Origin of the sequence: Microbacterium sp. LWO13-1.2 (genome assembly GCF_038397725.1) — a bacterium.
GTDB lineage: Bacteria > Actinomycetota > Actinomycetes > Actinomycetales > Microbacteriaceae > Microbacterium.
The window spans coordinates 3954835-3978119 of the sequence record NZ_CP151634.1; the positions used below are offsets into that span (position 1 = coordinate 3954835).

Genomic DNA, 23285 nt, shown 5'->3' on the forward strand with positions numbered 1-23285 from the left:
GGCGGCGCGCAGCAGGAGTCACACATGGCCGTCACCCGACCCACGACGCGACAATCTGCGTCCCCGCCCCCATGGCAGGGGTCACACATGGCCGCCACGCCGCCCACGTCACGACAATCTGCGTCCCCTCTCAAGCCCGCCCAGGGGACGCACATGGCCGTCACCACGCCCACGACGCGACAATCTGCGACCCCCGAGTCCCGATCGGCACAGGGGGCGGCGCGGGAACGCTGCCTAGATCTTCTCGATCGGCGCGACCTTGATGAGCAGTTTCTTCTGCCCGGCGGAATCGAAGCGCACGTGGGCGATGCGCTTCGCACCTTCGCCGGTCACGGCGTCCACGCGCCCCTCGCCGAAATCGGAGTGGCGGATACGGTCGCCGGCGGCGAGTTCGAGATCGCCGTTGTCGCGCATCTTCGCCGTGACCCGGTTCGGGAACTTGTCCATCGCCGTGGACAGCGGCTTGAGGGAGTCGCCGCCAGGGAGAGGCTTCACGCCGAAGCGATCGCCCGAGCCGGAGGATCCGAACCCGCCACCTGGTCGTCGGGCGTTCAGCGCCCTCGACTGCATTCCACCGCGGGAGTTCACGTCTCCCGGCGACTGCCGCCAGTCGACGAGGCCGACCGGGATCTCCTGCAGGAAGCGGCTCGGCATCGCGACCGTGACCTCGCCGAACTGCGCCCTGGTCATCGCGAGCGAGAGGTGCAGGCGCTTGCGCGCCCTGGTGATGCCGACGTAGAACAGCCGGCGCTCCTCCTGCGGACCGCCCGGCTCCCCCGCCGAGATCCGGTGCGGGATCAGATCCTCCTCGACACCGGTGACGAACACCGCGTCGTACTCGAGCCCCTTGGCGGTGTGCATCGTCATCAACGACACCGAACCGGATTCGTCATCCAGATCGTCGGCATCGCTGACCAGGGCGACCTCGGTGAGGAAGTCGACGATCGTGCCGTCGGGATTGTTGCGGGCGAAGTCCCTGGCGACGGCGACGAACTCGTCGAGGTTCTCGACCCGCGCCTCGTCCTGCGGGTCACGGCTCCTGCGCAGCGCGTCGAGGTATCCGCTCTTCGTCAGGAGAAGGCTGAGGCCGTCGGCGACCGTCGTCGGCGCCGGCACCTCTCCCGTCGCCGGCAGCATGATCGCGGTCGCCTCGGCGAGCACCCCGTCGAGCTGGGCGATGGCGGCCTGGATCTTCGGGCCGAATCCCAACTGGGGCGACAGGGAAAGAGCGTCGCGGAAGGAGATGCCGTGTTCCTCGGCGAATCGTGCGATGGCCGTCTCGGAGACATCACCGATGCCGCGCTTGGGCTTGTTCAGGATGCGCCGCACCGACATCTCGTCGGCGGGATTCGCGACCGCCACGAGGTAGGCGAGCGCGTCCTTGATCTCTGCGCGGTCGTAGAACTTGGTGCCGCCCATGACCTTGTAGGGGACGGCAGAGCGGATGAAGATCTCCTCGAGCGCGCGGGACTGGGAGTTCGTGCGGTAGAAGACGGCCATCTCGGAGTACGGCATCCCCGCGCGGCGCAGCGCCTCGACCTCGTCGGCGACGAACTGGGCCTCATCGTGCTGCGAGTAGCCGGTGAAGCCGACGATCTTGTCGCCGTCGCCCTTGTCGCTCCAGAGCTTCTTGTCCTTGCGGTCGAAGTTGTTGCCGATCACGGCGTTCGCGGCCGACAGGATGTTCTGCGTCGAACGGTAGTTCTGCTCCAGCAGCACGACACGTGCGCCGGGGAAGTCCCGTTCGAACTCGCTGATGTTGCGGATGTCCGCGCCGCGGAAGGCGTAGATGGATTGGTCGGAATCACCGACCACGGTGAGGGATGCCCCCTCGAGCTCCGGCGAGGTCTCGGGTTCGAAGATCATCATGCCGTTCGAGGCATATGGATCGGGAGCCTCGCTCGAAACCGGCCGGGTCAGCTCGTGGATGAGCGAGTACTGGGCGTGGTTGGTGTCCTGGTACTCGTCGACGAGGATGTGCCGGAAGCGGCGCCGGTAGGTGTTCGCCACCTCCGGGAACGCACGGAACAGATAGACCGTCTGCCCGATGAGGTCGTCGAAGTCGAAGGCGTTCGCCTTCTGCAGCTGCCGCTGGTAGTCGGCGAAGAGCTCGACGAAGATCCGCTCCGCCGGATCTGACATGTTCGCCTGACGCGCGTAGGAATCGGCATCCGACAGTTCGTTCTTGAGCTTCGAGATGCGCGACTGCACGGATGCCGGAGTCAGCCCGTACGCGTCGGCCTCATGCTCTTTGACCAGTCGCTTGAGCAACGCGCGGGAATCTCCCGAGTCGTAGATCGTGAACGATTTGGTGAAGCCGAACTGCTCGGCCTCACGACGGAGGATCCGCACGCAGGCGGAGTGGAAGGTCGAGATCCACATGCCGCGGGATGCTTCGCCGACGAGCGCGCCGACGCGCTCACGCATCTCGCCGGCAGCCTTGTTGGTGAAGGTGATCGCGAGGATCTGGCTCGGCCATGCCTCACGACTCCGCAGCAGCGACGCGATGCGGCGCGTCAGCACACTGGTCTTTCCCGAGCCGGCACCCGCCACGATGAGCAGCGCCTGGCCGCGGTATGTCACCGCCTCGAGTTGCTGCGGGTTGAGCCCGGCGAGGAGGTCGTCGGAAGCACCAGCGGACTCCGATGACGAGGAGCGTGGGCCGGCGGTGGAGGGGACGATGAGAGGAGCGTCGGTCATGGCCTTACGAGTCTAGGCGGGGCCTAGGACAGCGGAGTACGATCGGTGCTCACGACGAGGGGCGAGCGATGATCACCAGTCTGAGCGAGCAGAAGTGCTTCGATTTGCTGCGCACGACGACCGTAGGACGATTCGGCTTCGTGCGCGATGGCCGGGTGCAGATCATCCCGGTCAACTACTTCCTCGACGACCGTGACATCGTCGTCCGCACGGCGCCGGACAGCATCCTCAGCACGCTTCCCGCGAGTGAGCTGGAGGTCGCCTTCGAGGTCGATCATCACGACGACCTCGCCGGGACCGGCTGGAGCGTGCTGCTGAACGGCACGGTGTCCGCGATGCCGGTCGGCGAGCTCGACGCCCTTCCGGCCTCCGGCCGCGTCCACCCGTGGGCGGGTGGTGACCGCGACCTTCCTCTGCGGTTGCATGTGCACGCGGTGTCCGGGCGCAGCGTGCAGCGCCCGCGTCGCTGATCTCTCATCACGCGATTCGCCGCCGGCGCCGCGATGCCGGATGGGTCCCGGAGATGGACAGCAACGGCGGCACCGACGCCCGCCGAGCCGAGCGGGGTGCGCGGGCGACCCGCGCACCCCGCTCAACTCACACCGAGCGTGAACGCCGACGCGCGATCGCCGCTCCGGCCAGGAGGAGCATCAGCGCCAGCGCGATCGCCGCGACGGGTGCCTCGGAGCCGGTTGCAGCGAGCCCGCCACCGGGGGTTCCGGTACCAGGGCTCCCCGCGCCAGGACCCGTCGGCGTCTCACCGCCGGGGTTCTCGCCACCGGGGTTCTCGCCGTCGACCCCGGGGAGTGTGCCGGTCCGCAGCGCCTCGGACGCGAAACCGTCGGCGAACCACCACACCGGTCGCTGCCCGTCCACCGACAGCGATGCCGGAGCGGTGGCGAAGCCCTCGTTGTTGATGTCGGGCATTCCGGCGGGGCGCTCGAAGTGCGCCAGGCCCGGCTGTGCGGTGCCGTTCAGCGTGATCTCGGCCGAACGACCCTGGCAGCCGTCATCGCACACGGCCCACAGCACGTCGCGCACGCTGTCGTAGTCCAGCGCCATCACTCCGGCGAGTCCCGGTGCGATCTCGGAGACGAGGGTCGCACTCCCGTCGGTTCCGAGCGCGAACGCATAGACGTGACCGTTGTCCTCGATGGCCACGAAGAACAGGCCTCCTCCGCGACCGGCATAGTCAGCCGGGTCGTAGGCGGCACCGGTGTTGTCGTCGAAGAGCACGCCCGCCAGCGCTGCATCCGGAACCCATTCGACCGCCTCCATGCCGAGGTTCGCACCCACGGCGGGAAGCAAAGCGGTCAGATCCCACTCCTGCTGCGCGACGAGATCACCGGCTGCGGCATCCGGATCGACCTTCAGCACGACGTTCTGGTTCACGCCCTTGGCGCTGTTGTCACGCTCGGATGCGACATAGACCGCGCCCTCGCCGTCGACCGTGATGCCCTCGGTGTCCGGGCCGGCGGCGCCGGGGTCCGATGCGTCCTTCTGGAAACGGATGCGCTTGCCGTCGTTCCAGCCTTCGGCCTTCACGACAGAACCGTCTGCGTGCGCATCGAGCTTCCAGATGCGTCCATCCCCGTTGTCGACCGCCCAGAGAACGGCGCCGTCCGCGGTCTCCTGGATGTCGAGCCCCGAGCTGTCCTCGAGGAACATCGGGATGGCGTCGAGCGCACGGACCTCGGCCGATCCCGGCCACGGCGAGAACGCGATCTCGCCGGCGCACTCGTTGGCGGCGCCCCTGGTCGGCTGAGCGGTCAGCGCGAAGGCACCGGTGATGTCGGGGCAGCGCCCCCAGCTCGTGGCCGCATGGCCCTCGCCCCACGTCGTCTCGTCGACGATCAGGTCGCCGTCGAACACGCGCACCGCGTCCCCGCCGCCCAGACCGAAACCGAGCTGCGCGCGCTCGATGACGAGATAGCCGCCTGCGGCGATCGCCGTGCCTGCCGGGATCGTGTAGGCGTGCGCATCGTCGTCGTCCTTCACGACGATGCCGGACACGTCGAGCGCGTCCGCCGTCGGGTTGACCAGTTCGACCCAGTCATCGGGGGAACCGCCATCGGATTCGACTTCGTTGATGCGCACAGGGCTTCCGCAGGCGTTGCGCGCGCCCTTGGTCGAGATCGCCTGATCCGCGAAATCTCCGGTGCCGTCCGCGCACCGCGCCCAGACGCCGTCCGCGTGCGCCGGGTAGACGTATTCGTCGACGGTGTTGCCGTTCGCATCACGGATCGTCACTGTGTCGCCGTTGCCGAGGCCGAAGCTGAACGCGGTGGGCTGGTCGAAAACGACGTAGGCGCCCGGCTCGAGCATCGTGCCGGCGGGCAGCGGCGTCACGTCGCCAGCGTGGCCGGACGGATCGTTGTCCATCACGGTCCACCCGGAGAGGTCGACGGAGGTGCTCCCCGCATTGACGACCTCGACCCAGTCGGTGGCGTCGCCGTTGGATTCGATCTCGTTGATCGCGACGTCCGGCATCACGCACGAGTTGGTCGCACCCGGGGTGGCGTGGGCGAGGATGAATGCGCCGACGCCATCGGGGCAGCGCGCCAGCGTGGCGGCGCTGAAGTCCCCGCCGATCGCCGCGTGGCCGTCCCACATCAGCGTGTCATCGATCAGGACACCCGCGGCGTCGTAGAGACGGATGCGATCGGCGCTGCCGATGCCGATCGGATCGCGGAATGCCGCCTCCGTGCCGTCGACGATGCCGATCGTGCTCTCGTCGACGACGAGGAACTCCCCCGCACCGATCTGGGTCCCCGGCCGGAACTGCCAGCGGTGATCGTCGGAGTTGTCGCGGATCTCGAAGCCGGAGATGTCGAGCGCCTCGCCACCGGGGTTGTAGAACTCCGCCCAGTCGGCCGGCTGCGAGTCGACCTCGTTGATCACGATGGAGCCGGTGACCGGCACCACGGTGCAGTCGTTGGCCGCGCCGGGGGTCGCCGCGGTCGCGTGCGCCCACTCGCCCACGCCGTCGGCGCAGCGCGCCCACACGGCCAGCGGAGCCGTGTTCTCGTAGGCGTATGCGTCGGCCTCGGCGCCGGCCGGGTCGAACAGCACGACCTCGTCGCCCTTGCCGAGACCGAAATCGAAGTCGACGTCCTTCACCAGCACGAGGAACTCCCCCGGAGCCAGCGTGGTGCCGGCCGGCGCGTGGCCGAAGGTGTCGCGCTTCTCGTCGGAGATGTACCAGCCATCGAGCGAGATGGGCTCTGCGCCGGCGTTGTAGATCTCGACCTGGTCGGCGAGTCCGGTCGCCGCGTCGTCGTAGACGATCTCGTTGAGGACGAGACCCGCGGGTGCGCCCGAAGTCTCGGTGATGCGGGAATCGGCGCCGGTGGCGGCGAGCGGTGCGGCGAGCAGGGCGGCTGCGCTGAGCGCGCAGACCGTCGTGACCGCTGCCGCGGAGTGCAGGCGGGACATGGGGCTCCAGGGTGAGAACTCAGACGGGTGTGAGTCCACACCACCGATGCCGCGTGGCCGCGCGGCGGCGTGCAGATGGACGAGAGGTGAACGGCGGGCGGCCAATCAACTCCCGACCGCACCGGCATCTGCCGGGCGCATGCGTCAGGCGTAGTCCCAGCCACGACTGCGACAATCACCTCATGCGCACGATCCTGAACATCATCTGGGTCATCCTCGCCGGATGGGTCCTGTTCCTCGGCTACATGCTGGCGGGCATCCTGCTGTGCATCCCGATCGTGACCATCCCGTGGGCGATCGCGTCGTTCCGCATCGCCCGCTACGCCATCTGGCCGTTCGGGCGTGAGGTCATCAGCAAGCCGACGGCCGGCGTGGGCTCGTTCCTCGGCAACGTGCTCTGGGTGATCCTCGCGGGCTGGTGGCTGGCGATCGGTCATATCATCTCCGGTATCGCACTGTGCATCACGATCATCGGCATCCCGATGGGTATCGCCGACTTCAAGATGGTGCCGATCTCGCTCGTGCCCCTCGGCAAGGAGATCGTTTCCACCCGGCGGGGTGCGTTCGCGGGGTAGCCGTACACTTGCCCGGTGGATGCCGACCGCCTGATCGCCTGGGATGAAGAGCTCCGCTCGGCGCACACCCGCCTGCGCGCCGCCCTTTCCGCCACCCGGGTGGCGCTGGATGTCGGCGACACCGCCCCGGATGCCGCGTCCGAGCTGCTGCTCTTCTGCATCGGTTTCTGCTCGGCGTTGGACGGCCACCACCGCAGCGAGGACCGCAGCCTGTTCCCCGCGCTGCGTGACGAGCATCCCGAACTCTCCGGAGTGATCGACAAGCTCATGCAGGATCACTCGATGCTCTCCCACCTGCTGAACGCGCTGCGCAACGCCGTCGAACGCGATGAGGATACGGCGTCGATCGAACGCCACCTCGACGGGATCGGCGCGATCATGGAGTCGCATTTCCGCTTCGAAGAGCGGGAGATCCTCGCTCCCCTTCGCGCGCTGCGGCTCGAGAAAACCGTGCCGGAGGTCCTGGGACCGCTCTGATGCCCCCGGATCGCGGGCGAATGCTCAGTTGCGGAAGAAGCCCACGCCCAGATCGGGGTGATCGACGAACACGCCGTCGATCCCGGTGCGCGCGATCGCTGCCCACTCCGCCTCGTAGTCGCCGTACTCGCTGCGTCCGCCGGCACCGCGGAACTCCGCGGCCAGGAACGCGTTCTCCGGGCGGGCGGTCCAGGTGAACACCTTGAGGCCGCGCGCATGCGCATCGTCCACGATCGTGTTGCCCTTGGCCAGGAGCATCCTCTTGTTGACGCTGATGCCATCGACCTTGCCGACCAGACCATCGAGTCCCCGCGGCGTGATCGTGGCCTTGTAGCTGAGCGCCTGCTTGCCCTGCGCGACGAGGAGGTCGTACGGGCGGCCGGATGCCTCGATCAGATAGACGTAGGAAGCGGCGATCCCTCGTGCACGCAGGTGGCCGAGCACCGTCGATTCGAAGCACTCGATGATGAGGGGCAGCTCGCCGTCGGCCCAGCCTGCCTCGCGAAGATCCCGTTCGATCAGGGGAGCAAGATCCAGGCCGATGCTCGCGAAGTAGGTCGCGTGCTTGATCTCCAGCACCACGCCGATTTCGCGCCCGTGCTCGATCGAGCCGGCGCGCACGATGTCGAGCACGTCGCTCAGTCGCAGAATGGCCTGCGACCCGTCGAAGCTCGCGCTGGTCAGCCGCACCTCGGGCAGCCGCTCGCGGCTGCGCAGAGTGGTCAGCTCGGCCCAGGTGAAGTCCTCGGTGAACCAGCCGGTCAGTGCCTGGCCGTCGACGCGCTTGGTGGTGCGTCGGTCGGCGAACTCAGGATGCTCGGCGACGTCGGTGGTGCCGGAGATCTCGTTCTCGTGCCGCACGACGAGGACGCCGTCCTGGGTGGCGACGATGTCGGGCTCCACGGCGTCGACGCCCATGGCGAGCGCGAGCTCGTACGACGATCGGCTGTGCTCCGGACGGTAGCCGGGAGCGCCGCGATGACCGATGACGAGCGGTGATTTCCTGGGCACGCTCTCAGCGTAGAACACGCCACTGAGCGCACCGCGCGGGTATCGTGGAGGAAAGAGACCTACGCACACTTTGGAGTGAGGCCCACCATGAGCAATTTCGCCTTCAACAATCCGGCGTTCAAGCAGCAGGATCCGCGCAATGTCGCGACCTACCCCGGCGGCCCGCAGGCTGCGGCTCAGGGTGCGCAGTTCGGTTCCGCGCAGCACGCCGGAATGGATGCTGCCGCCAACGCACAGCTGGAGGGCATGTACGCCGGTCCGCCCGCTGGCGCGATCGAGACCGACCGGATGACGGTCGAGGACACGGTCTGGAAGACCGCCGCCCTCTTCGGCATCCTGCTCGTCACCGCCGCCATCGGCTGGGTCTGGACCCTCGGCGGCGTGCAGATCGACCCCCGCCAGGGCGTCTCGATGCTTCCGTGGATGATCGGCGCCTTCGGTGGCTTCGTGCTCGCCATGGTGATCACCTTCACCTCGCGCAAGAAGGTGCGTCCCGCACTGATCTTCGTCTACGCGGCACTGGAGGGCCTGTTCGTCGGTGGCATCTCCGCGTTCTTCGAGATGATCTGGCCCGGCATCGTCATGCAGGCCACCCTCGCGACGGTCGCCGTCGTCGGTGTGACCCTCGCCCTCTTCGCCAGCGGCAAGATCCGCGCGTCGAAGAAGATGACCAAGATCGTCATGATCGCGATGCTCGGCTACATGGTCTTCTCGCTGCTCAACCTCGTCCTGATGTGGACGAACGTGCTCCCGGCCGGCCAGGCGTTCGGCCTTCTCAGCCAGGAAGTCATGGGCATCCCGCTCGGCCTCATCATCGGCGTCCTCGTGGTCTTCATGGCCGCGTACTCGCTGGTGATGGACTTCGACCAGATCCAGCAGGGCGTGCGCAACGGCGCACCGCGCAAGTACGGCTGGCTCGGCGGCTTCGGCATCATGGTCACCGTCGTGTGGCTGTACGTCGAGATCCTGCGCATGATCGCGATCGTCCGCGGCAGCAACTAGTCACGACTCGAAAGAGGCCCGTCTCCACCTGGAGGCGGGCCTCTTTGCATACCTGGTGACCCCGGCGCAAGGGGGTATCCGAGATGTCCGGAGGCCAGCACAGTGGACTCACGAATCCCCGCGACTCGGGGATCCTGACACAAAGGAGCTGACCATGGGTTTCCTCGCCTTCATCATTCTGGGCCTTATCGCCGGTGCCATCGCCAAGCTCATCCTTCCCGGACGTCAAGGCGGCGGGTGGCTCGTCACCCTTCTGCTCGGCGTCGTCGGAGCCCTGCTCGGCGGCTGGATCGGCTCGATGCTCTTCGGCGTCGGTCTCGAGAACTTCTGGGATCTCTCGACCTGGCTGCTCGCGATCGGCGGTGCGATCATCGTTCTGCTGATCTACGGCCTGATCGTCGGACGCGGATCGCGCGTTCGCGACTGATCTCACCTCGCGCGTCGCGCGCGGTGAAAGAGGTTCCGCCTCTGCTCGGACAGCTTTGCTTCCGGCAGGGGCGGTTCCTGTCTGTGCCGCCGGCAGGAGTCGGCGGCACAGATCCTCATCTCCCGGCGGCCTTCGCCTCGAGCAGGGCGCGTTCTCGGTCGTTCCCGGCGAGAGATGCCGCGACCGCGAACTCGCTTCGCGCCTCGTCGTTTCTGCCCAGACGCAGCAGCAGTTCTCCGCGCGTCGCCGGGAGCAGGTGGTACCCCCGCAGGGCCCCCGACTCGGCAAGGCGGTCGATGATTCGCAAGGCGGATGCGGGACCGGTGGCCATCGCGACAGCAGCCGCGCGGTTCAGCTCGACCACCGGTGACGGCGCGATCCGGCCCAGCGCCTCGTAGAGCACGACGATCCGTTCCCAGTCGGTCTCCTCGAGCGATGCCGCCACCGCATGGCATTCCGCGATCGCCGCCTGCAGCCCATAGGCACCGCGACCTCGGCCCAGAGCATCCGCCCGAGCCAGCGCGGCTCGCCCGCGGGAGATGCGCCCCCGATCCCAGCGTCGGCGATCCTGGTCCCCCAGCAGCACCGGATTCCCTTGCCCGTCGACGCGAGCCGCGAACCGTGCCGCGGTGAGCTCCATCAGCGAGAGCACGCTGTGCACGTCGCGCTCGCGGGGCATCAGGGCCGCAAGCACTCGTGTGAGCCGGATCGCCTCTTCGCTGAGTTCCGGGCGCATCCAGTCCGAGCCGCCGCTGGCGGTGTGCCCCTCGTTGAAGATCAGATAGAGCACCCCGAGGATCGCTCCGAGTCGTTCCGGCTGCTCCTCCCTCGACGGCACCTCGAACGGCACGTTCGCGGCGGCGAGAGTCTTCTTCGCCCGCACGATGCGCTGCTGCACGGTGGCGGTCGGCACGAGAAAAGCCCGCGCGATCTCCTCGCTCCCGAGGCCGCCGACCACGCGCAGGGTGAGCGCGACCTGCGCCTCCCGCGACAGCACAGGGTGGCAGGAGATGAAGATCAGACGCAGCACATCGTCGTCGACAGCATCCGGATCCCAGGGCAGCGCATCGGTGGACTGCTCACGTTCCAGGTCGTGAGCGATCGCGGCGAGCCTGTCGTCCAGGCGTTCACGTCGACGCCAGCCGTCGATCGCCTTGCGCTTCGCCACCGCCGTCAGCCAGGCTGCCGGGTTGCGCGGAACGCCCTCGACGGGCCACTGCCGCAACGCGTCGATCAGCGCTTCCTGGGCGAGGTCCTCTGCGAGCCCGAAGTCGCCGACCATACGCGTCAGCGTCGCGACGATCTTCGCCGATTCGATGCGCCAGACCGCCGCGACGGCGCGCTCCGCCGATGTCTGATCGGATGCGGAGCGCGTCACCTGGTCTGCAGAAGGGTCGCTCATCTCACTGCTGGGCGCGCTGCGCCTGCTCGTCGCGCCAGCCCTCTTCCTTCTGGATCCACTCGTTGTCCGCGGGGAAGTCGTCGAACTCGGTCACCCGGCGCACCTCGAGGAACGATCCGGGGCCGAGGGGCGCCCGTCCGGCCCACTCCGCCGCCTCTTCGCGCGAGGAGACCTCGATGATCCAGAAGCCGTTGAACAGTTCCTTGGTCTCGCCGTACGGGCCGTCGGTGATCAACGGCGCCTCCGCGCTGAAGTCGACGACGAATCCCTCGGCAGCGTCGGTGAGCCCCTCGCCGGCCAGAAGCACGCCCGCCTTCATCATCGACTCGTTGTACTTGCCCATGGCCTCGATGACCTGCTCGAAGGGGGTGTTCTTGTACGCCTCCACAGCCTCGTCCGTCGCGCGCATGATGAGCATGAACTTCATGATGTTCTCCTTGGTGTCCTGGGTCGTTTTCGACCCTCTCATTGAAGACGTCGAACGAGAAGACCCTGGATCGACATGGGGAGAGAAAAAGTTCGCATCGGCTCCCAGCGAGCGGCCCCGGCCAGGGGGCGAAGAGTGCCGCATCCCTCGCTCTGACCCGACCACCCGCGCCCCCTCGCCCTAGAGAGGAGACGCGGATGGTCGCATGCAGTGCCCTCAGGCGACCATCCGCGACTCCTCCGGAGCCGCCCGATGACACCTGGTCGCCGGTCCGGCCGACTCAGCGTCGCGCCGGCGCCGCCAGCACGCCGCGTGCGACGTCGGCAAGTGCACCCATCGCCGCCTCGGGGCTCCAAACGCCCGCTGCCGCACCGGTCTGGCCGCGCAGCCGCTCCCAGAGCGCGGGGTCGGAGAGCAGGCTGCGCAGGGCCTCGGCCAGAGCATCCTCATCACCGTCCGGCACCAGCACTCCCCCACCACCGCCCAGGATGTCGCCAGGACCGTAACGCACGTCGTACGACACGGCCGGTGCACCGTGGGCAAGAGCCTCGACGATCGACAGCCCCTGAGCCTCGAATGCCGTCGCGGTGAGCACCACGGACGCGCGATCCAGCACCGCTGCGGGATCCTCCGCGAACCCCGCGAGAAGCACCCGCTCTCCGGCGTCGCACTCCTCGATCAGTTGCTGCAGTCGTGCCCGTTCCGGCCCGTCGCCCCAGATCTCGAGGCGTGCGTGCGGCACATCCGCATGCAGGAAGGCACGGATCGCGTGATCGATGCGCTTGCCGGCCGCGAGCCGGCCCAGCACGACGACGAGCCCCGGCTCGCGTTCTGCCTGGCGCGATCGAGGAGGTTGCACGCCGTGCGGAACCACACGGTGCGTGCTCTCGCCGCCGAAACGGCGCACCACATCCTGACGCTGGGTGGGAGTCGGCCAGACCACGGCGTCGAAGCCCTCGGCGAGCGCGAACCATCGGGACCAGAGGGCGTTGAGCGGCGCATCCGGCGTGTAGGGCGGCTCCACGTGCATCGTGTGGATCGTGTGAATGAGCCGCACCCGCGGATGCGCCCAGTCGACGATCAGCTCGCCGAGCTGCCGCGACTCGCAGATGACGACGATGGGCCGTTCGCCCACGGACGCCGCGATGTGTTCGAGCCAGGCACGGTAGATGCCACCGAATCCCGCGAGGGCGCCGACCGTCGCACCCGTGGAGTCGTAGACCCGCACCGGCTCGGTCGTGAGGTGCCAGTCCGGATCTCCGGCGATCACCGGAAGCGCCGCGAAGGGGCGACCGGATTCATCCGCCAGCGTTCGATACTCACGCCCCGGCGTCTCCGCGAGGCCGACGTCGGCCGCTCGAAGCAGCCACTCCGCGGCGCCGCCATCCGGAGCCTGAGCCTCGTCGAAGAGGTTGCGGAGCCGTTCCGGCGACGCGAGCGCTCCCCGCTCGGCGAAGACGCGACGATGCTCAGCATGCGCGGCAGCGGTACCGGGATCGAACGTCAGCAGCTGCGGTCCGCGACCGTCGGCGACGCCCGCATCCGCCATCTGCTTCGCACGCGCCAGCGTCGCGATCGTGTAGCCGCCGTCGAGATCAGGAATGAGCCGGCTGGACAGCACGAGATACTCGGCGTCCGGGAAGATCCCAGACGCCGAGGTAGAGGACGTATCGACGTCCTCTACTCCCACTCGATGGTCCCCGGCGGCTTGGAGGTCACGTCGAGGACGACGCGGTTGACGTCGCGCACCCCGTTGGTGATGCGGTTCGAGATCTTCGCCAGCACGTCGTACGGCAGGCGCGTCCAGTCGGCCGTCATCGCGTCTTCACTGGAGACCGGACGCAGCACGATCGGGTGCCCGTAGGTGCGGCCGTCTCCCTGCACGCCTACCGAGCGCACGTCGGCGAGGAGCACGACGGGGCACTGCCAGATCGTCTGGTCGAGCCCCGCCTTCGTGAGTTCTTCGCGCGCGATGGCGTCGGCCTCACGCAGAATCTCGAGGCGGTCGCGCGTGACTTCGCCGATGATGCGGATGCCGAGGCCCGGCCCCGGGAAGGGCTGACGCCCCACGATCGCCTCGGGGATGCCGAGCTCGCGACCGATGGCGCGGACCTCGTCCTTGAAGAGAGCTCGCAGCGGTTCGATGAGCTCGAAGTCGAGATCGTCCGGGAGGCCGCCGACGTTGTGGTGCGACTTGATGTTGGCCGTGCCCGTGCCGCCACCGGACTCCACCACGTCGGGATACAGCGTGCCCTGCACGAGGAATTTGATCGGGGCTCCACCGGTCTGGCGGGCCTCCTCGACGAGGTCGAGCTGCACCTTCTCGAAGGCGCGGATGAACTCGCGACCGATGATCTTGCGCTTCTCCTCGGGGTCGGTGACGCCCTCGAGGTGGCCGAGGAAGGTGTCTTCCGCGTCGACCGTGATCAAACGCACGCCGGTGGATTCGACGTAGTCCTTCTCGACCTGCTCGCGCTCGCCCTTGCGGAGGAGACCGTGGTCGACGAACACGGCAGTGAGCTGGTCGCCGATCGCCTTGTGCACGAGGGCCGTCGACACCGCCGAGTCGACGCCGCCGGACAGCGCCGAGATGACACGGGCATCGCCGACCTGCGCGCGGATCCGCTCGACCTGCTCGGCGATCACGTTGCCGCTGTTCCAGTCGGCGGCGAGGCCTGCACCCTTGTGCAGGAAGTTCTCCAGCACTCGCTGGCCGTGGTCGGAGTGCTTGACCTCGGGGTGCCACTGCACGCCGTAGAACCCGCGCTCCTCGTTCGCGAAGGCAGCGACCTTGGTGGCATCCGTCGTCGCGAGCACCTCGAAGCCCTCGGGCGCCTTGGCGACCTGGTCGCCGTGGCTCATCCACACGTTCTGCTCGGCCGGCTGGCCGCCCAGCAGTGTGCCGCCGTCACCGGTGATGACGGCATCCGTCGCCCCGTACTCACGCAGGCCGGTGTGCGCGACCTCGCCGCCCAGGGTCTGCGCCATGTACTGGAAGCCGTAGCAGATGCCCAGCGTGGGCACGCCGAGGTCGAAAACGGCCGGGTCCAGGCGCGGAGCGCCCTCCTCGTACACCGAGGACGGGCCTCCGGAGAGGATGATCGCAACCGGGTTCTTCGCGGCGATCTCGGCGGCGGTGGCGGTGTGCGGCACGATCTCGCTGTACACGCCCGCTTCGCGGACGCGACGGGCGATCAGCTGCGCGTACTGCGCGCCGAAGTCGACGACGAGCGCTGGACGCTGCTGGGTCTCGGACTGTTCGGTCAACGGACACCTTCCGGGGCGGGGACGGGGGCCTCTGCGGCCTCCCTGGTTGCGAGGTAGGACTTCACGTCGCGGGCGACGATCGTCTCCATGATGAAGGAGAGCAGCGGGATGACGCCGCCGAGCGCGAGAAGTGCCAGACGCAGCAGCGGCCAGCGCATCAGGCTCCACATGCGGAAGCAGGCGAAGAGGTAGACGACATAAAACCAGCCGTGCGCCACGAGGATGAACAGCGACAGGTTCGCTCCGTCGCCAGTGGACTCCAGTCCCTCGGGGCCCTCCACGACCGGCGCGAACCACAGCGGACCGCCGGATCCGCCCGCGAAGAGCTCGAGGTGGATCGGCGTGTACTTGAGCACCATCTCGGCCACCAGCAGGAGCAGCATGACTCCGGTGATGATCGACGCGATCTGGTAGAACTTCAGTGCACCGCGGATCGCCGGAAAGCTGGCGACTTTCGGTTCGGGCATGCCACCAGTCTAGTCGTCGCCATCCGCTGCCTCATGCCCTCGCCGTTCTGCCTCAAGGCATCGGCGGTCGAGCGACCAACAGCTCCCCCGACCCGCTCACGACGAGTCGACCGGCCGCGGCGGGTGTCAGCAGAGTCGTGCCCACCGGGAACGGCTGCCCCGCGATCTCCACGTCTCCGCTGGTGACCACCGAGAGGGAGAAACCAGGCGCGAGCTGGTCTGTTCCGGCGACAGGATGCCGATCCAAGCGGAAGTACTCATCGGCGTCGCGCGGGAAGACGGAACCGGAGGGCGGCGCCGCTCGCACGAGGTGCCGGAGCTCGGCCCGGCTCCGCCCGGACCGGCGGACGGCGGCGAGCGCGAGGTCGAAGCCCAGACCGAGGTGCCCGGCATTCGGACCGTCGACAGCGAAACCCTTCCACTCGAGCAGGATGGAGAGGTCCTCCGGCTGCTGCAATTCGAGCAGCAGGACACCGGCGCCGATCGCGTGCAGCTCACCCGGCGGCACCCAGACGACGTCGCCTGGAGCGACATCCACCTCGTGCAGCAGCGCCAGCAGCGCTTCGACCTCCTGCGATGCCACGAGGGCCGAGAGTTCTTCCGCCTCGACGTCACGCCGGAGTCCGATGTGCACGACCCCGCCTTCGAGGATGTACCAGGCCTCGGCTTTGCCGTGGGCAATGCCGAGATGCGTCGCGGCGAAGGCGTCGTCAGGATGCGCGTGCACCGGGAGTCGCTGGCCGGCATCCAGGAGCTTGACCAGCAGCCGTGCGTCCGCTCCCCACCGCGCGACGTGCGCGGCTCCGAGCCAGAACTCGGGATCGTTCATGATCGCATCCCGCAGCAGTTCGCCGTCGGGGAGGCGGGTGAGCCCGAGTTCCGACTCTCCGCGGATCGTCGTGGTCGACCCGATCCAGTCCTCGGGCTCCCGCTCCTCCGACGAAAGCTCGCCGCGAAACGCGCTGATCCGCGCCCCTCCGCGATAGAAGCGCTCCGGAGGACGATTGGCGGGAAGCCTGATCGGCCTCACGCGCCCCGTCCACTCTGACTGCGCGCGGAGAGGAAGCCGCCGACGAAGCTGTCGCCGAGCCCGACCGTCGTCGGCGAAGGAACATCGAAGACGAATCCCGGCACACCGACGATGTCGCTTCGGAGGCTCTCGATCGCAGCGACCACCGCCGCTCCCCCGGCATGCCGTGGCATCGCGGCCGTGCTCTCGACATCCTCCGCCGTGAACCGGTCCCCCAGCCGGTACCGGGTCGCGGCCATGCGGACGGCGCTGTCGAGAGCCTCTCGGTGCCGTCGGGCGTGCGGACCGATCGCCGTCGCCCAGTAGCGGGTGTGCACGACGAGCGCGGGCGAAGGGATCCGCGCAGCGACCTCGTCGAGGGCGTCGACGATCGAACCGGCATCCAGCAGATTCACCGCGCGCCCGCAGTACTCCTGCAGCTCGTCCTCGTTCATGCTGTACACGTCGATCCGCGGGAGCAACCGCGCTCTCACCGTCTCCGCGAAGTCGCGGACATAGAAGCCTGCGTCCTCGTAGAAGACGAGCGCATCGTCTGGCAGGCTGCGCATAGCCTGCTCCAGCTCATCCAGCCGCCGCTCGAGCAGCTCATGATCCTGCATCGTGTTGAACCCGGAGATGAGGAAGGCCGCTGCGCCCTCGAGAGCTGCGGGGAGTTCGGCGGCGATGGCCATCTCCCGATTGGGAGGATCGTTCGCGAAGATCAGGCGGTTCGGCGCCGGCGAGACGACGTCTCCGTCCAGCATCCGGGCCCGGGCGCCCACCGGATACTGCACGATCAGGTGCGGGTCGAGGGTGTCGCGAGTGGCGGACGAGACATAGGAGATCGACGGCGGCAGCAGCCGGCGCACGTTCTCGTCGATGCTCACCAGATGCTGGACGCTCGGGATGCCCAGGCGATCGAGTGCCAGGCCGGCACGCACACCCGTGCCGCCGAGGGTGATGTCGTACTCGAAATGACTCACGAAGCGCTCGATGACAGCCGACGAGGCGACGAATCGCTCCGCACCGGTACCGGAGGCGAGGAAGGCGAGAATCGCCACGAGCAGCGAGCGCTCGTCGATGATCGGCGCCGTGGTCGTCAGTTCGTGCCTGCGCACTCGATGCTCGAGGGCGAGCCGATCGAGCACCGCGGTGTCCCATCGGAGTTCGTAGTCGACGGTGCCGCCGAGCCCGAGAACGAAATGTCTGTCCACGTCGCCGATCATCCTCCTCTCGCCCGCGGATTCAGTACAGCGCAGCGGTGCCGTCTGCGCCGAAGAGCCGGATCTTCTCCGCAGCGGTGACCTTCATCGCCGCGACGGAACCCGGCTGGATGGCATTGGGCTCCCGGAGCCGCTGATCGGTGCCGAGGATCTCGCGCATCCGGTTGTGGTACGAGACCTTGATGTCGCTGGAGATGTTGATCTTGTTGATCCCGAGGCTCACCGCCCGGCTGAGCTCGCTGTCGGGGTTGCTCGACCCGCCGTGCAGCACCAGCGGGATGCCGACGGCCGCCTTGATCTGCTCGAGCAGGTCGTGACGCAGTTCGGGGTTCTTCTCCGCCGGGTAGAGCCCGTGGGATGTGCCGATGGCGATCGCGAGACTGTCGACGCCGGTCTCCTCGACGAAGCGCACCGCGTCGGCAGGGTTCGTGTAGATGATCTCCGCCGCTCCGGATTCTCCGTAGCTGTCGTTCGCACCGATCGTGCCGAGCTCGCCCTCGACCTGGATGCCGACGGCGTGCGCGGCCTCGACGACCTTGCGCGTCAGCGCGACGTTCTCGTCGAACGGCAGCAGCGAGGCGTCGATCATCACCGAGGTGAATCCCGCCTTGATGGCCGTGATGATCTGCTCGTAGCTGCCGCCGTGGTCCCAGTGGATCGCGACCGGAACGCTCGACCGGTGCGCACGGGAGTGCATCGCGGGAATGAGGTCGGTCGTGATGTGGGAGACCTCATCGGGGTGGATCGCGATGATGACCGGTGCGGACAGTTCCTCGCTGATGTCGATGATGCCGTTGAACATCGCCCAGTCGCTGATGTTGAACGCGGGGATCGCGAAGTTATGCGCGTTCGCGACATCGAGGATGGATTTGCCGGTGTAGAGCACGTGATTTCTCCTGTTTCGTGGTGGTCGAAGTCTGGGGTGACGGATGTCAGCTCTTCACCGAGCCGGCCGTGAGACCGCTGATGAAATAGCGCTGGAAGAAGAGGAAGAGGATGAGCACCGGGATCGACCCGAGCACGCTCATCGCCATGATCTGGTTCCACTCGTAGGAGTGCTGACCCATCAGCAGCTGGATGCCGATCGGCACGGTGCGCATGTCGATCGTGCGGGTGAGCGTGAGGGCGAACAGGTACTCGTTCCACGCGATCATGAACGTGTAGATGCCGACCGAGACGATGCCGGGAACCGAGATCGGCACCAGGATGCGCCAGAGGGCGGTCATGGAACCCGCGCCGTCGACCCGGACAGCCTCGTCGAGTTCCTTCGGCAGGGTGTTGAAGTACCCGGTCATCATGATGATCGCGTAGGGCAGCGTGAACACCATGTACGTGAGGATGAGGCCGGCGTAGGAGTTGTACAGTCCGAGCGCGACCATCAGGCCGAAGTACGGGATGAGCAGCGTGATCGGCGGCACGGCCTGCACGCTCACGATCACGACGTTCAGGATGCGCTTGCCGCGGAACTCGAAGCGGCTGAAGGCATAGGCCGCCTGGATCGCGACGATCAGCGTCAGGATCGTGACCGCTCCGGCGACGATGTAGCTGTTGAGGAAGAACCTCATCGTCTCCGGGTTCGTGAAGATCGCGATGTAGGCCTCGAACGAGAAGGTGTCGGTGATCAGGCGCGGCGGCAGTTCGAAGATCTGAGTGTTCGACTTGAACGAACTCGAGAGCATCCACAGCACGGGTCCCGCAGCGAACACCGCGCCGAGGATGAGGCCGATCGTGACACCGGTCTTCGCCGCGAGACGCTGGTTCTTGACGGTGAGAGCCATGATCAGTCCCTCGCTTTCTGGTGACGGACGTAGAACACGGCGAGCACCATCGACATGAGCAGCACCAGCACGGCGGAGGTCGCTGCGAGCGAGAAGTCGTACTTGGCGAAGGCCAGCTTGTAGGTGAAGGTGCTGAGCACCTCGGTGACGTCGATGGGACCGCCACCGGTCGTCATCCAGATCAGGGCGAACTGCTGAGATGTCCAGATCAGGTCGAGCAGCACCAGGCTGACGATGATCGGCCGCAGCTGCGGGATGGTGACGTTCCAGAACCGCTGCACAGCGCCGGCGCCGTCGACCGTGGCCGCTTCGTTCAGTTCGTTCGGGATGCCCTGGAGACCGGCCAGCAGGCTGACCATGAAGAAGGGATACCCGGCCCAGATGTTGATGAAGATGATGGTGCCGAGCGCGAGCTGAGGTGAGGCCAGCCATTCGATATCGGTGTTGAGCAGGAAGTTGACGACGCCGTTGGGGGCGAGCAGCATGCGCCACAGGACCGCGATCACGGCGACGGTGAAGAGCCACGGCAGCACGTACAGGGCCCGGAACACGGATCTCGCGAAGCCTCCGAGCAGCGGGCTGTTCAGCATCATCGCGAAGCCGAGACCGAGGACAAGGTGCGCGACGACGCTTGCGACCGTGAACAGGATCGTGTTGCCCGTGGCCTTCCAGAAGCCGGGGTCGGAGAGGATCTCCACGTAGTTCGCGATGCCGACGAACTCCGGTGACTTGTTCAGGATCACGTTGTCCTGGAACGAGTAGCCGATCACCATGATGATCGGAACGATCATCAGCACGAACAGCAGGATCATCGTGGGCGAGAGGAAGGCGTAGGACTCTGTCGTCTTGCGCAGCTGGCGGCGTCTGCGCGACAGCGAGACTCCGGTGACGATCACCTCGGTGTCGTCCGTGGTTCTGAGGCTCATGGGAACCGGTGCTCCTAGGTTGGTCGGGTGCCGCATCGGATCGAGTCTCGCGATGCGGCACCCCGTTCATGCGGGGAGGCAGGAGATCAGAACTCCGCCTTCCAGGCGTCCTGCGCCTTCTTCAGCGCATCGTCGATCGACTGCTGCCCATCGAAGGCGGCCTGCAGCTGTTCGCCGAGCAGTCGCATGAGCTCCTCCGCGACGGGCAGTCCGGTGAATTCGTTCGCCGGGTACCCTTCCTGGTAGATCTCGAAAGCCTTCTTGAACAGCTCGTCGTCGTTGACGAAGTCCGGCACCGACTTCGAGTTGCCGGGGAACGCCTTGGCCATCGTCGACAGCTCGGAGTTCGTCTCCTCGCTCATCAGGAACTCGACCAGCTTGAAGGCGGCTTCCTTGTGCTCGGAGTTCTCGGCGACGCCGATGCCCCAGGACGCGTAGGGGATGCCCCGCTCGCCGTCGTATCCGTCCTCCGCAGGGAGAGCCGAGATCGAGAACTTCAGATCGGGGTTCGTCTCACGGATCAGATTGATGTGCGCCAGCGAATCGATCATCATGCCGGCACGGCCGTTGGTGAACTCCTCGACCTTGTCCTGCTCCTTCATGGTGAAGGAACCGGAGGCGATCACGCCGTCGTCCCAGAGGCCGCCGATGAAGTCGACCGCCGAGGTGACGTCGTCGTTGGTCAGGTCCGGCTGGCCGTCTTTCAGCATCGAACCGCCGGATGCCCAGACCCACGACATGACGTCGTTCTGCACGCCGTTCGGAGCCTCGAGCGAAAGCGGGAGCACCCAGCCCGACGCGTCGCCGCCGAGTGCGGAGACCTTCGCCGCGGCATCCGCGAACTCGGTGCGCGTGGTCGGCGGGGCCGTGACGCCGGCTTCGGCGAGAAGAGTGTCATTCGTGAACATCGGATAGACGAAGTTCACGACCGGGATCATGTACGTGCTGCCGTCGACCTGGATCTGGCTCGCCAACTCGCTGTCGTCGTAGTCGTACTCCTCCATGAGCGCGCTCAGGTCGGAGATGACGCCCTGCGAGGCGAAGTCATTCACCCAGGCGCCGTCGAGGCCGACGACGTCGGGCATGGTGCCGGATGCTGCTCCGGCGAAGAGCTGCTCCTTGGTCGACGCATACGGGCCGCTCACCAGATCGACCGTGATGCCGGGGTTCGCTTCTTCGAACTTGTCGATCAGAGCGCGGAACTCGCCGTCGGGGAGTTCGGGCTCCCACCACTGAGCGAACTCGATCGTGACGTCGCCGTCACCACCGCCGTCGGTTGTGCCGCTGTCGCCTGCCGCGCAACCTGCCACGGCCAGGACTGTCACGGCTGCTGTCGCTGCGCCGGCGAGCTTCAGAATGCGTCGCCCTCGCCCCACTGTGATCATCACTTCTCCTCTTCGAGATCGTGCCGCATAACGCACTCTCATGCTTCTTCATGCGGTTTTGAGCCATGTTATGCCGGAATCTAGCCAATAGTCAAGGGCTTCTCTGCCGAGAATTGCACTCCAGGTCCCGGGTTCCCGCGTCCAGGCCACGAAAATCACTGGCGGAAACCGCCTGCCGTTTTGTGCATGATTGTGCCGCACTCCACCGCCATGTGTGCCAACATGTCTGCATGGACGCTTCTGCAAAGGCCCACCGACGCCGCCTCCCTGCCGGCAGGAAGGCAGATCTCGCCGCCTACGTCGAGCAGACGGGCCAGGTCACGGTCGGCGATCTCGCGGAGCACTTCAACGTCTCGATCGACACGATCCGGCGGGATCTCGACCAGCTCGATCGCGAGGGCGTGCTCATCCGGACGCATGGCGGAGCCGTCAGCGCCGCGAACGGCCAGCTCAAGGACCGCGCCCTCGACGTCCGCCTCAACATGCAGAAAGAGGAGAAGGAGCGGATCGCGCGCCTCGCCGCCGATCTCGTGCAGGACGGCTCAGTGGTGATGCTCAACGCGGGGACGACGACGCTCGCCGTCGCCCGCGCACTCCGCAATCACCGCGACCTCACGATCGCGACGAACAACCTGCGCATTCCCGCGGAGATCTCGCCGTCGGCCTTCCGCGATCTGTTCGTCTTCGGTGGCGCCGTGCGTGCCATCACCCAGGCGACGACCGGCCCCGTCACGTTCACGATGACGCCGGGCGGACCCGAAGTCGACATCCGCTGCGATCTGGCCCTCATCGCCGTCGGCGCCGTCGACCAGGACGGGTACTCGACCTCCAACCTCGGCGACGCCGCCATGATGTCCGAGATGATCCAGCGCGCCGAGCGGATCGCGGTGCTCGCCGATTCGTCCAAGTTCGGACGTCGGCTGTTCGCGCAGATCGCCACACTCGAGCGCGTCGATTACCTCATCACAGACAAGGCCCCGCCGCGTGAGGTGGCGGCGGCGCTCGCACAGGCCGATGTCGAGGTCCTCACGCCGTAGCGGTCGCTGATTTCTCCTGGCATCGCGCCATCATCGAAGTGAGCAGGAATCGAGAAGCGCGCCCTCGTGCAGCATCCGTAACGTCGAGGTCATGAACAACACCATCGACTCCATCACCCTCCACGTCTCCGATGTCGCCGCCGCAGAGGCGTTCTACACACGGGCCTTCGGCCTCGGCGATCGGCTCCTCTTCCGCACCGCGGATACCGACACCTCCGGGTTCCGCGGCTACACCCTCTCCCTGGTCGTCTCTCAGCCGGCGAACGTGCACGCCCTCATCGACGCAGCCGTCGCCGGCGGCGCCCGCATCATCAAGCCGGTCTCGAAGTCGCTCTGGGGAGTCGGCGGCACCGTCCAGGCACCGGACGGCGCCATCTGGAAGGTCGCGACGACCGCCAAGAAGGACACCGCGCCCGCCAGCCGCGATGTCGACGAGATCATCCTGCTGATCGGCGCTGCCGATGTCGTCGCGTCGAAGACCTTCTACGCCGAGCGCGGCATCCGCGTCGCCAAGAGCTTCGGCCGCAGCTACGTGCAGTTCGAGACCGGCGCCGGCTCCATCGGCCTAGGCCTGTACCGTCACGCCTCTCTTGCCAAGGACGCGGGAGTTCCCGCGGATGGATCCGGCTCGCACCGCCTGACCGTGAACGGCGTGCTCGGTGCCGCGGTCGACCCGGACGGATTCGCCTGGGCGCCTGTCGAGGCACGGGTCTGACCTCCACGTCCCCACGAGGCGA

Annotated in this window: 21 protein-coding genes; 7 read left to right on the forward strand and 14 right to left on the reverse strand. The window is 67.2% G+C overall.

Annotated elements, in window-relative coordinates; translation table 11 throughout:
* Positions 1-234: 234 nt before the first annotated feature.
* On the reverse strand, positions 235-2700 hold the full coding sequence (locus MRBLWO13_RS18900) for a UvrD-helicase domain-containing protein (RefSeq protein WP_341975637.1): 2466 nt from the start codon (positions 2698-2700) through the stop codon (positions 235-237).
* Positions 2701-2768: 68 nt separating this feature from the next.
* Between MRBLWO13_RS18900 and MRBLWO13_RS18905 the strand changes: the two genes are divergently transcribed.
* A complete protein-coding gene (locus MRBLWO13_RS18905; RefSeq protein ID WP_341975638.1) occupies positions 2769-3170 on the forward strand; it encodes a pyridoxamine 5'-phosphate oxidase family protein in 402 nt (133 codons plus the stop codon).
* A 127-nt stretch (positions 3171-3297) separates the two neighbouring features.
* Here the strand turns inward: MRBLWO13_RS18905 and MRBLWO13_RS18910 are convergent, their stop codons facing one another.
* Entirely contained in the window at positions 3298-6135 is a 2838-nt protein-coding gene (locus MRBLWO13_RS18910; protein WP_341975639.1) for a lamin tail domain-containing protein, read from the reverse strand.
* A 182-nt stretch (positions 6136-6317) separates the two neighbouring features.
* Here MRBLWO13_RS18910 and MRBLWO13_RS18915 point away from each other — a divergent pair, with 182 nt between their 5' ends.
* Complete coding sequence (locus MRBLWO13_RS18915; protein WP_341975640.1) at positions 6318-6710, forward strand: YccF domain-containing protein; 393 nt, start codon at positions 6318-6320, stop codon at positions 6708-6710.
* A gap of 15 nt (positions 6711-6725) precedes the next feature.
* Positions 6726-7187 (forward strand): hemerythrin domain-containing protein, encoded by a 462-nt coding sequence (locus MRBLWO13_RS18920; RefSeq protein WP_341975641.1) that lies wholly within the window; start codon positions 6726-6728, stop codon positions 7185-7187.
* Positions 7188-7211: 24 nt separating this feature from the next.
* Here MRBLWO13_RS18920 and MRBLWO13_RS18925 read toward each other — a convergent pair whose 3' ends face one another.
* Positions 7212-8198 (reverse strand): glycerophosphodiester phosphodiesterase family protein, encoded by a 987-nt coding sequence (locus tag MRBLWO13_RS18925; protein WP_341975642.1) that lies wholly within the window; start codon positions 8196-8198, stop codon positions 7212-7214.
* 87 nt (positions 8199-8285) lie between these two features.
* On the opposite strand from MRBLWO13_RS18925, the gene MRBLWO13_RS18930 reads away from it, so the two are divergent.
* Both MRBLWO13_RS18930 and MRBLWO13_RS18935 read left to right on the forward strand, forming a co-directional pair.
* Positions 8286-9200, forward strand: coding sequence for a Bax inhibitor-1/YccA family protein (locus MRBLWO13_RS18930; protein ID WP_341975643.1), 915 nt, complete (start codon positions 8286-8288; stop codon positions 9198-9200).
* Between the two features lie 154 nt (positions 9201-9354).
* Complete coding sequence (locus MRBLWO13_RS18935) at positions 9355-9627, forward strand: GlsB/YeaQ/YmgE family stress response membrane protein (protein WP_341975644.1); 273 nt, start codon at positions 9355-9357, stop codon at positions 9625-9627.
* Positions 9628-9742: 115 nt separating this feature from the next.
* Here the strand turns inward: MRBLWO13_RS18935 and MRBLWO13_RS18940 are convergent, their stop codons facing one another.
* The 11 genes from MRBLWO13_RS18940 to MRBLWO13_RS18990 all read right to left on the reverse strand — a co-directional run bounded on the left by MRBLWO13_RS18940 (position 9743) and on the right by MRBLWO13_RS18990 (position 21511).
* On the reverse strand, positions 9743-11029 hold the full coding sequence (locus MRBLWO13_RS18940; protein ID WP_341975645.1) for an RNA polymerase sigma factor: 1287 nt from the start codon (positions 11027-11029) through the stop codon (positions 9743-9745).
* A gap of 1 nt (position 11030) precedes the next feature.
* On the reverse strand, positions 11031-11456 hold the full coding sequence (locus tag MRBLWO13_RS18945) for a YciI family protein (RefSeq protein WP_341975646.1): 426 nt from the start codon (positions 11454-11456) through the stop codon (positions 11031-11033).
* Positions 11457-11736: 280 nt separating this feature from the next.
* Complete coding sequence (locus tag MRBLWO13_RS18950; protein WP_341975647.1) at positions 11737-13146, reverse strand: glycosyltransferase; 1410 nt, start codon at positions 13144-13146, stop codon at positions 11737-11739.
* Complete coding sequence (gene guaA, locus MRBLWO13_RS18955; protein ID WP_341975648.1) at positions 13137-14723, reverse strand: glutamine-hydrolyzing GMP synthase; 1587 nt, start codon at positions 14721-14723, stop codon at positions 13137-13139. Before guaA ends, MRBLWO13_RS18950 begins: the two co-directional genes overlap by 10 nt.
* The gene (locus MRBLWO13_RS18960; protein WP_341975649.1) at positions 14720-15190 is read right to left on the reverse strand and encodes a DUF3817 domain-containing protein; all 471 of its coding nucleotides are present in this window, start codon (positions 15188-15190) and stop codon (positions 14720-14722) included. The genes guaA and MRBLWO13_RS18960 overlap by 4 nt, the downstream gene beginning before the upstream one ends.
* A gap of 52 nt (positions 15191-15242) precedes the next feature.
* Positions 15243-16220: a carbohydrate kinase gene (locus tag MRBLWO13_RS18965; RefSeq protein ID WP_341975650.1), complete on the reverse strand. Its 978-nt coding sequence runs from the start codon at positions 16218-16220 to the stop codon at positions 15243-15245.
* Positions 16217-17413, reverse strand: a complete 1197-nt coding sequence (locus MRBLWO13_RS18970; RefSeq protein WP_341975651.1) for an ADP-dependent glucokinase/phosphofructokinase — start codon at positions 17411-17413, stop codon at positions 16217-16219. Before MRBLWO13_RS18970 ends, MRBLWO13_RS18965 begins: the two co-directional genes overlap by 4 nt.
* A 31-nt stretch (positions 17414-17444) precedes the next feature.
* Positions 17445-18308 (reverse strand): ketose-bisphosphate aldolase, encoded by an 864-nt coding sequence (locus tag MRBLWO13_RS18975; RefSeq protein WP_341975652.1) that lies wholly within the window; start codon positions 18306-18308, stop codon positions 17445-17447.
* A gap of 46 nt (positions 18309-18354) precedes the next feature.
* Positions 18355-19200 (reverse strand): carbohydrate ABC transporter permease, encoded by an 846-nt coding sequence (locus MRBLWO13_RS18980; RefSeq protein ID WP_341975653.1) that lies wholly within the window; start codon positions 19198-19200, stop codon positions 18355-18357.
* A 2-nt stretch (positions 19201-19202) separates the two neighbouring features.
* Complete coding sequence (locus MRBLWO13_RS18985; protein WP_341975655.1) at positions 19203-20126, reverse strand: sugar ABC transporter permease; 924 nt, start codon at positions 20124-20126, stop codon at positions 19203-19205.
* 86 nt (positions 20127-20212) lie between these two features.
* Entirely contained in the window at positions 20213-21511 is a 1299-nt protein-coding gene (locus MRBLWO13_RS18990) for a sugar ABC transporter substrate-binding protein (RefSeq protein WP_341975656.1), read from the reverse strand.
* Positions 21512-21741: 230 nt separating this feature from the next.
* Here MRBLWO13_RS18990 and MRBLWO13_RS18995 point away from each other — a divergent pair, with 230 nt between their 5' ends.
* Together MRBLWO13_RS18995 and MRBLWO13_RS19000 are read left to right on the forward strand one after the other, a co-directional pair.
* Positions 21742-22548, forward strand: coding sequence for a DeoR/GlpR family DNA-binding transcription regulator (locus MRBLWO13_RS18995; RefSeq protein WP_341975657.1), 807 nt, complete (start codon positions 21742-21744; stop codon positions 22546-22548).
* Between the two features lie 91 nt (positions 22549-22639).
* Positions 22640-23263, forward strand: coding sequence for a glyoxalase (locus tag MRBLWO13_RS19000; RefSeq protein ID WP_341975658.1), 624 nt, complete (start codon positions 22640-22642; stop codon positions 23261-23263).
* Positions 23264-23285: the final 22 nt, after the last annotated feature.

Coding starts and splice junctions, on each gene's coding strand:
- MRBLWO13_RS18900 (WP_341975637.1), bottom strand. CDS start 2,700: ATGACCGACGCTCCTCTCATCGTCCCCTCCACCGCCGGCCCACGCTCC.
- MRBLWO13_RS18905 (WP_341975638.1), top strand. CDS start 2,769: ATGATCACCAGTCTGAGCGAGCAGAAGTGCTTCGATTTGCTGCGCACG.
- MRBLWO13_RS18910 (WP_341975639.1), bottom strand. CDS start 6,135: ATGTCCCGCCTGCACTCCGCGGCAGCGGTCACGACGGTCTGCGCGCTC.
- MRBLWO13_RS18915 (WP_341975640.1), top strand. CDS start 6,318: ATGCGCACGATCCTGAACATCATCTGGGTCATCCTCGCCGGATGGGTC.
- MRBLWO13_RS18930 (WP_341975643.1), top strand. CDS start 8,286: ATGAGCAATTTCGCCTTCAACAATCCGGCGTTCAAGCAGCAGGATCCG.
- MRBLWO13_RS18935 (WP_341975644.1), top strand. CDS start 9,355: ATGGGTTTCCTCGCCTTCATCATTCTGGGCCTTATCGCCGGTGCCATC.
- MRBLWO13_RS18940 (WP_341975645.1), bottom strand. CDS start 11,029: ATGAGCGACCCTTCTGCAGACCAGGTGACGCGCTCCGCATCCGATCAG.
- MRBLWO13_RS18945 (WP_341975646.1), bottom strand. CDS start 11,456: ATGAAGTTCATGCTCATCATGCGCGCGACGGACGAGGCTGTGGAGGCG.
- MRBLWO13_RS18960 (WP_341975649.1), bottom strand. CDS start 15,190: ATGCCCGAACCGAAAGTCGCCAGCTTTCCGGCGATCCGCGGTGCACTG.
- MRBLWO13_RS18980 (WP_341975653.1), bottom strand. CDS start 19,200: ATGGCTCTCACCGTCAAGAACCAGCGTCTCGCGGCGAAGACCGGTGTC.
- MRBLWO13_RS18985 (WP_341975655.1), bottom strand. CDS start 20,126: ATGAGCCTCAGAACCACGGACGACACCGAGGTGATCGTCACCGGAGTC.
- MRBLWO13_RS18990 (WP_341975656.1), bottom strand. CDS start 21,511: ATGATCACAGTGGGGCGAGGGCGACGCATTCTGAAGCTCGCCGGCGCA.
- MRBLWO13_RS18995 (WP_341975657.1), top strand. CDS start 21,742: ATGGACGCTTCTGCAAAGGCCCACCGACGCCGCCTCCCTGCCGGCAGG.
- MRBLWO13_RS19000 (WP_341975658.1), top strand. CDS start 22,640: ATGAACAACACCATCGACTCCATCACCCTCCACGTCTCCGATGTCGCC.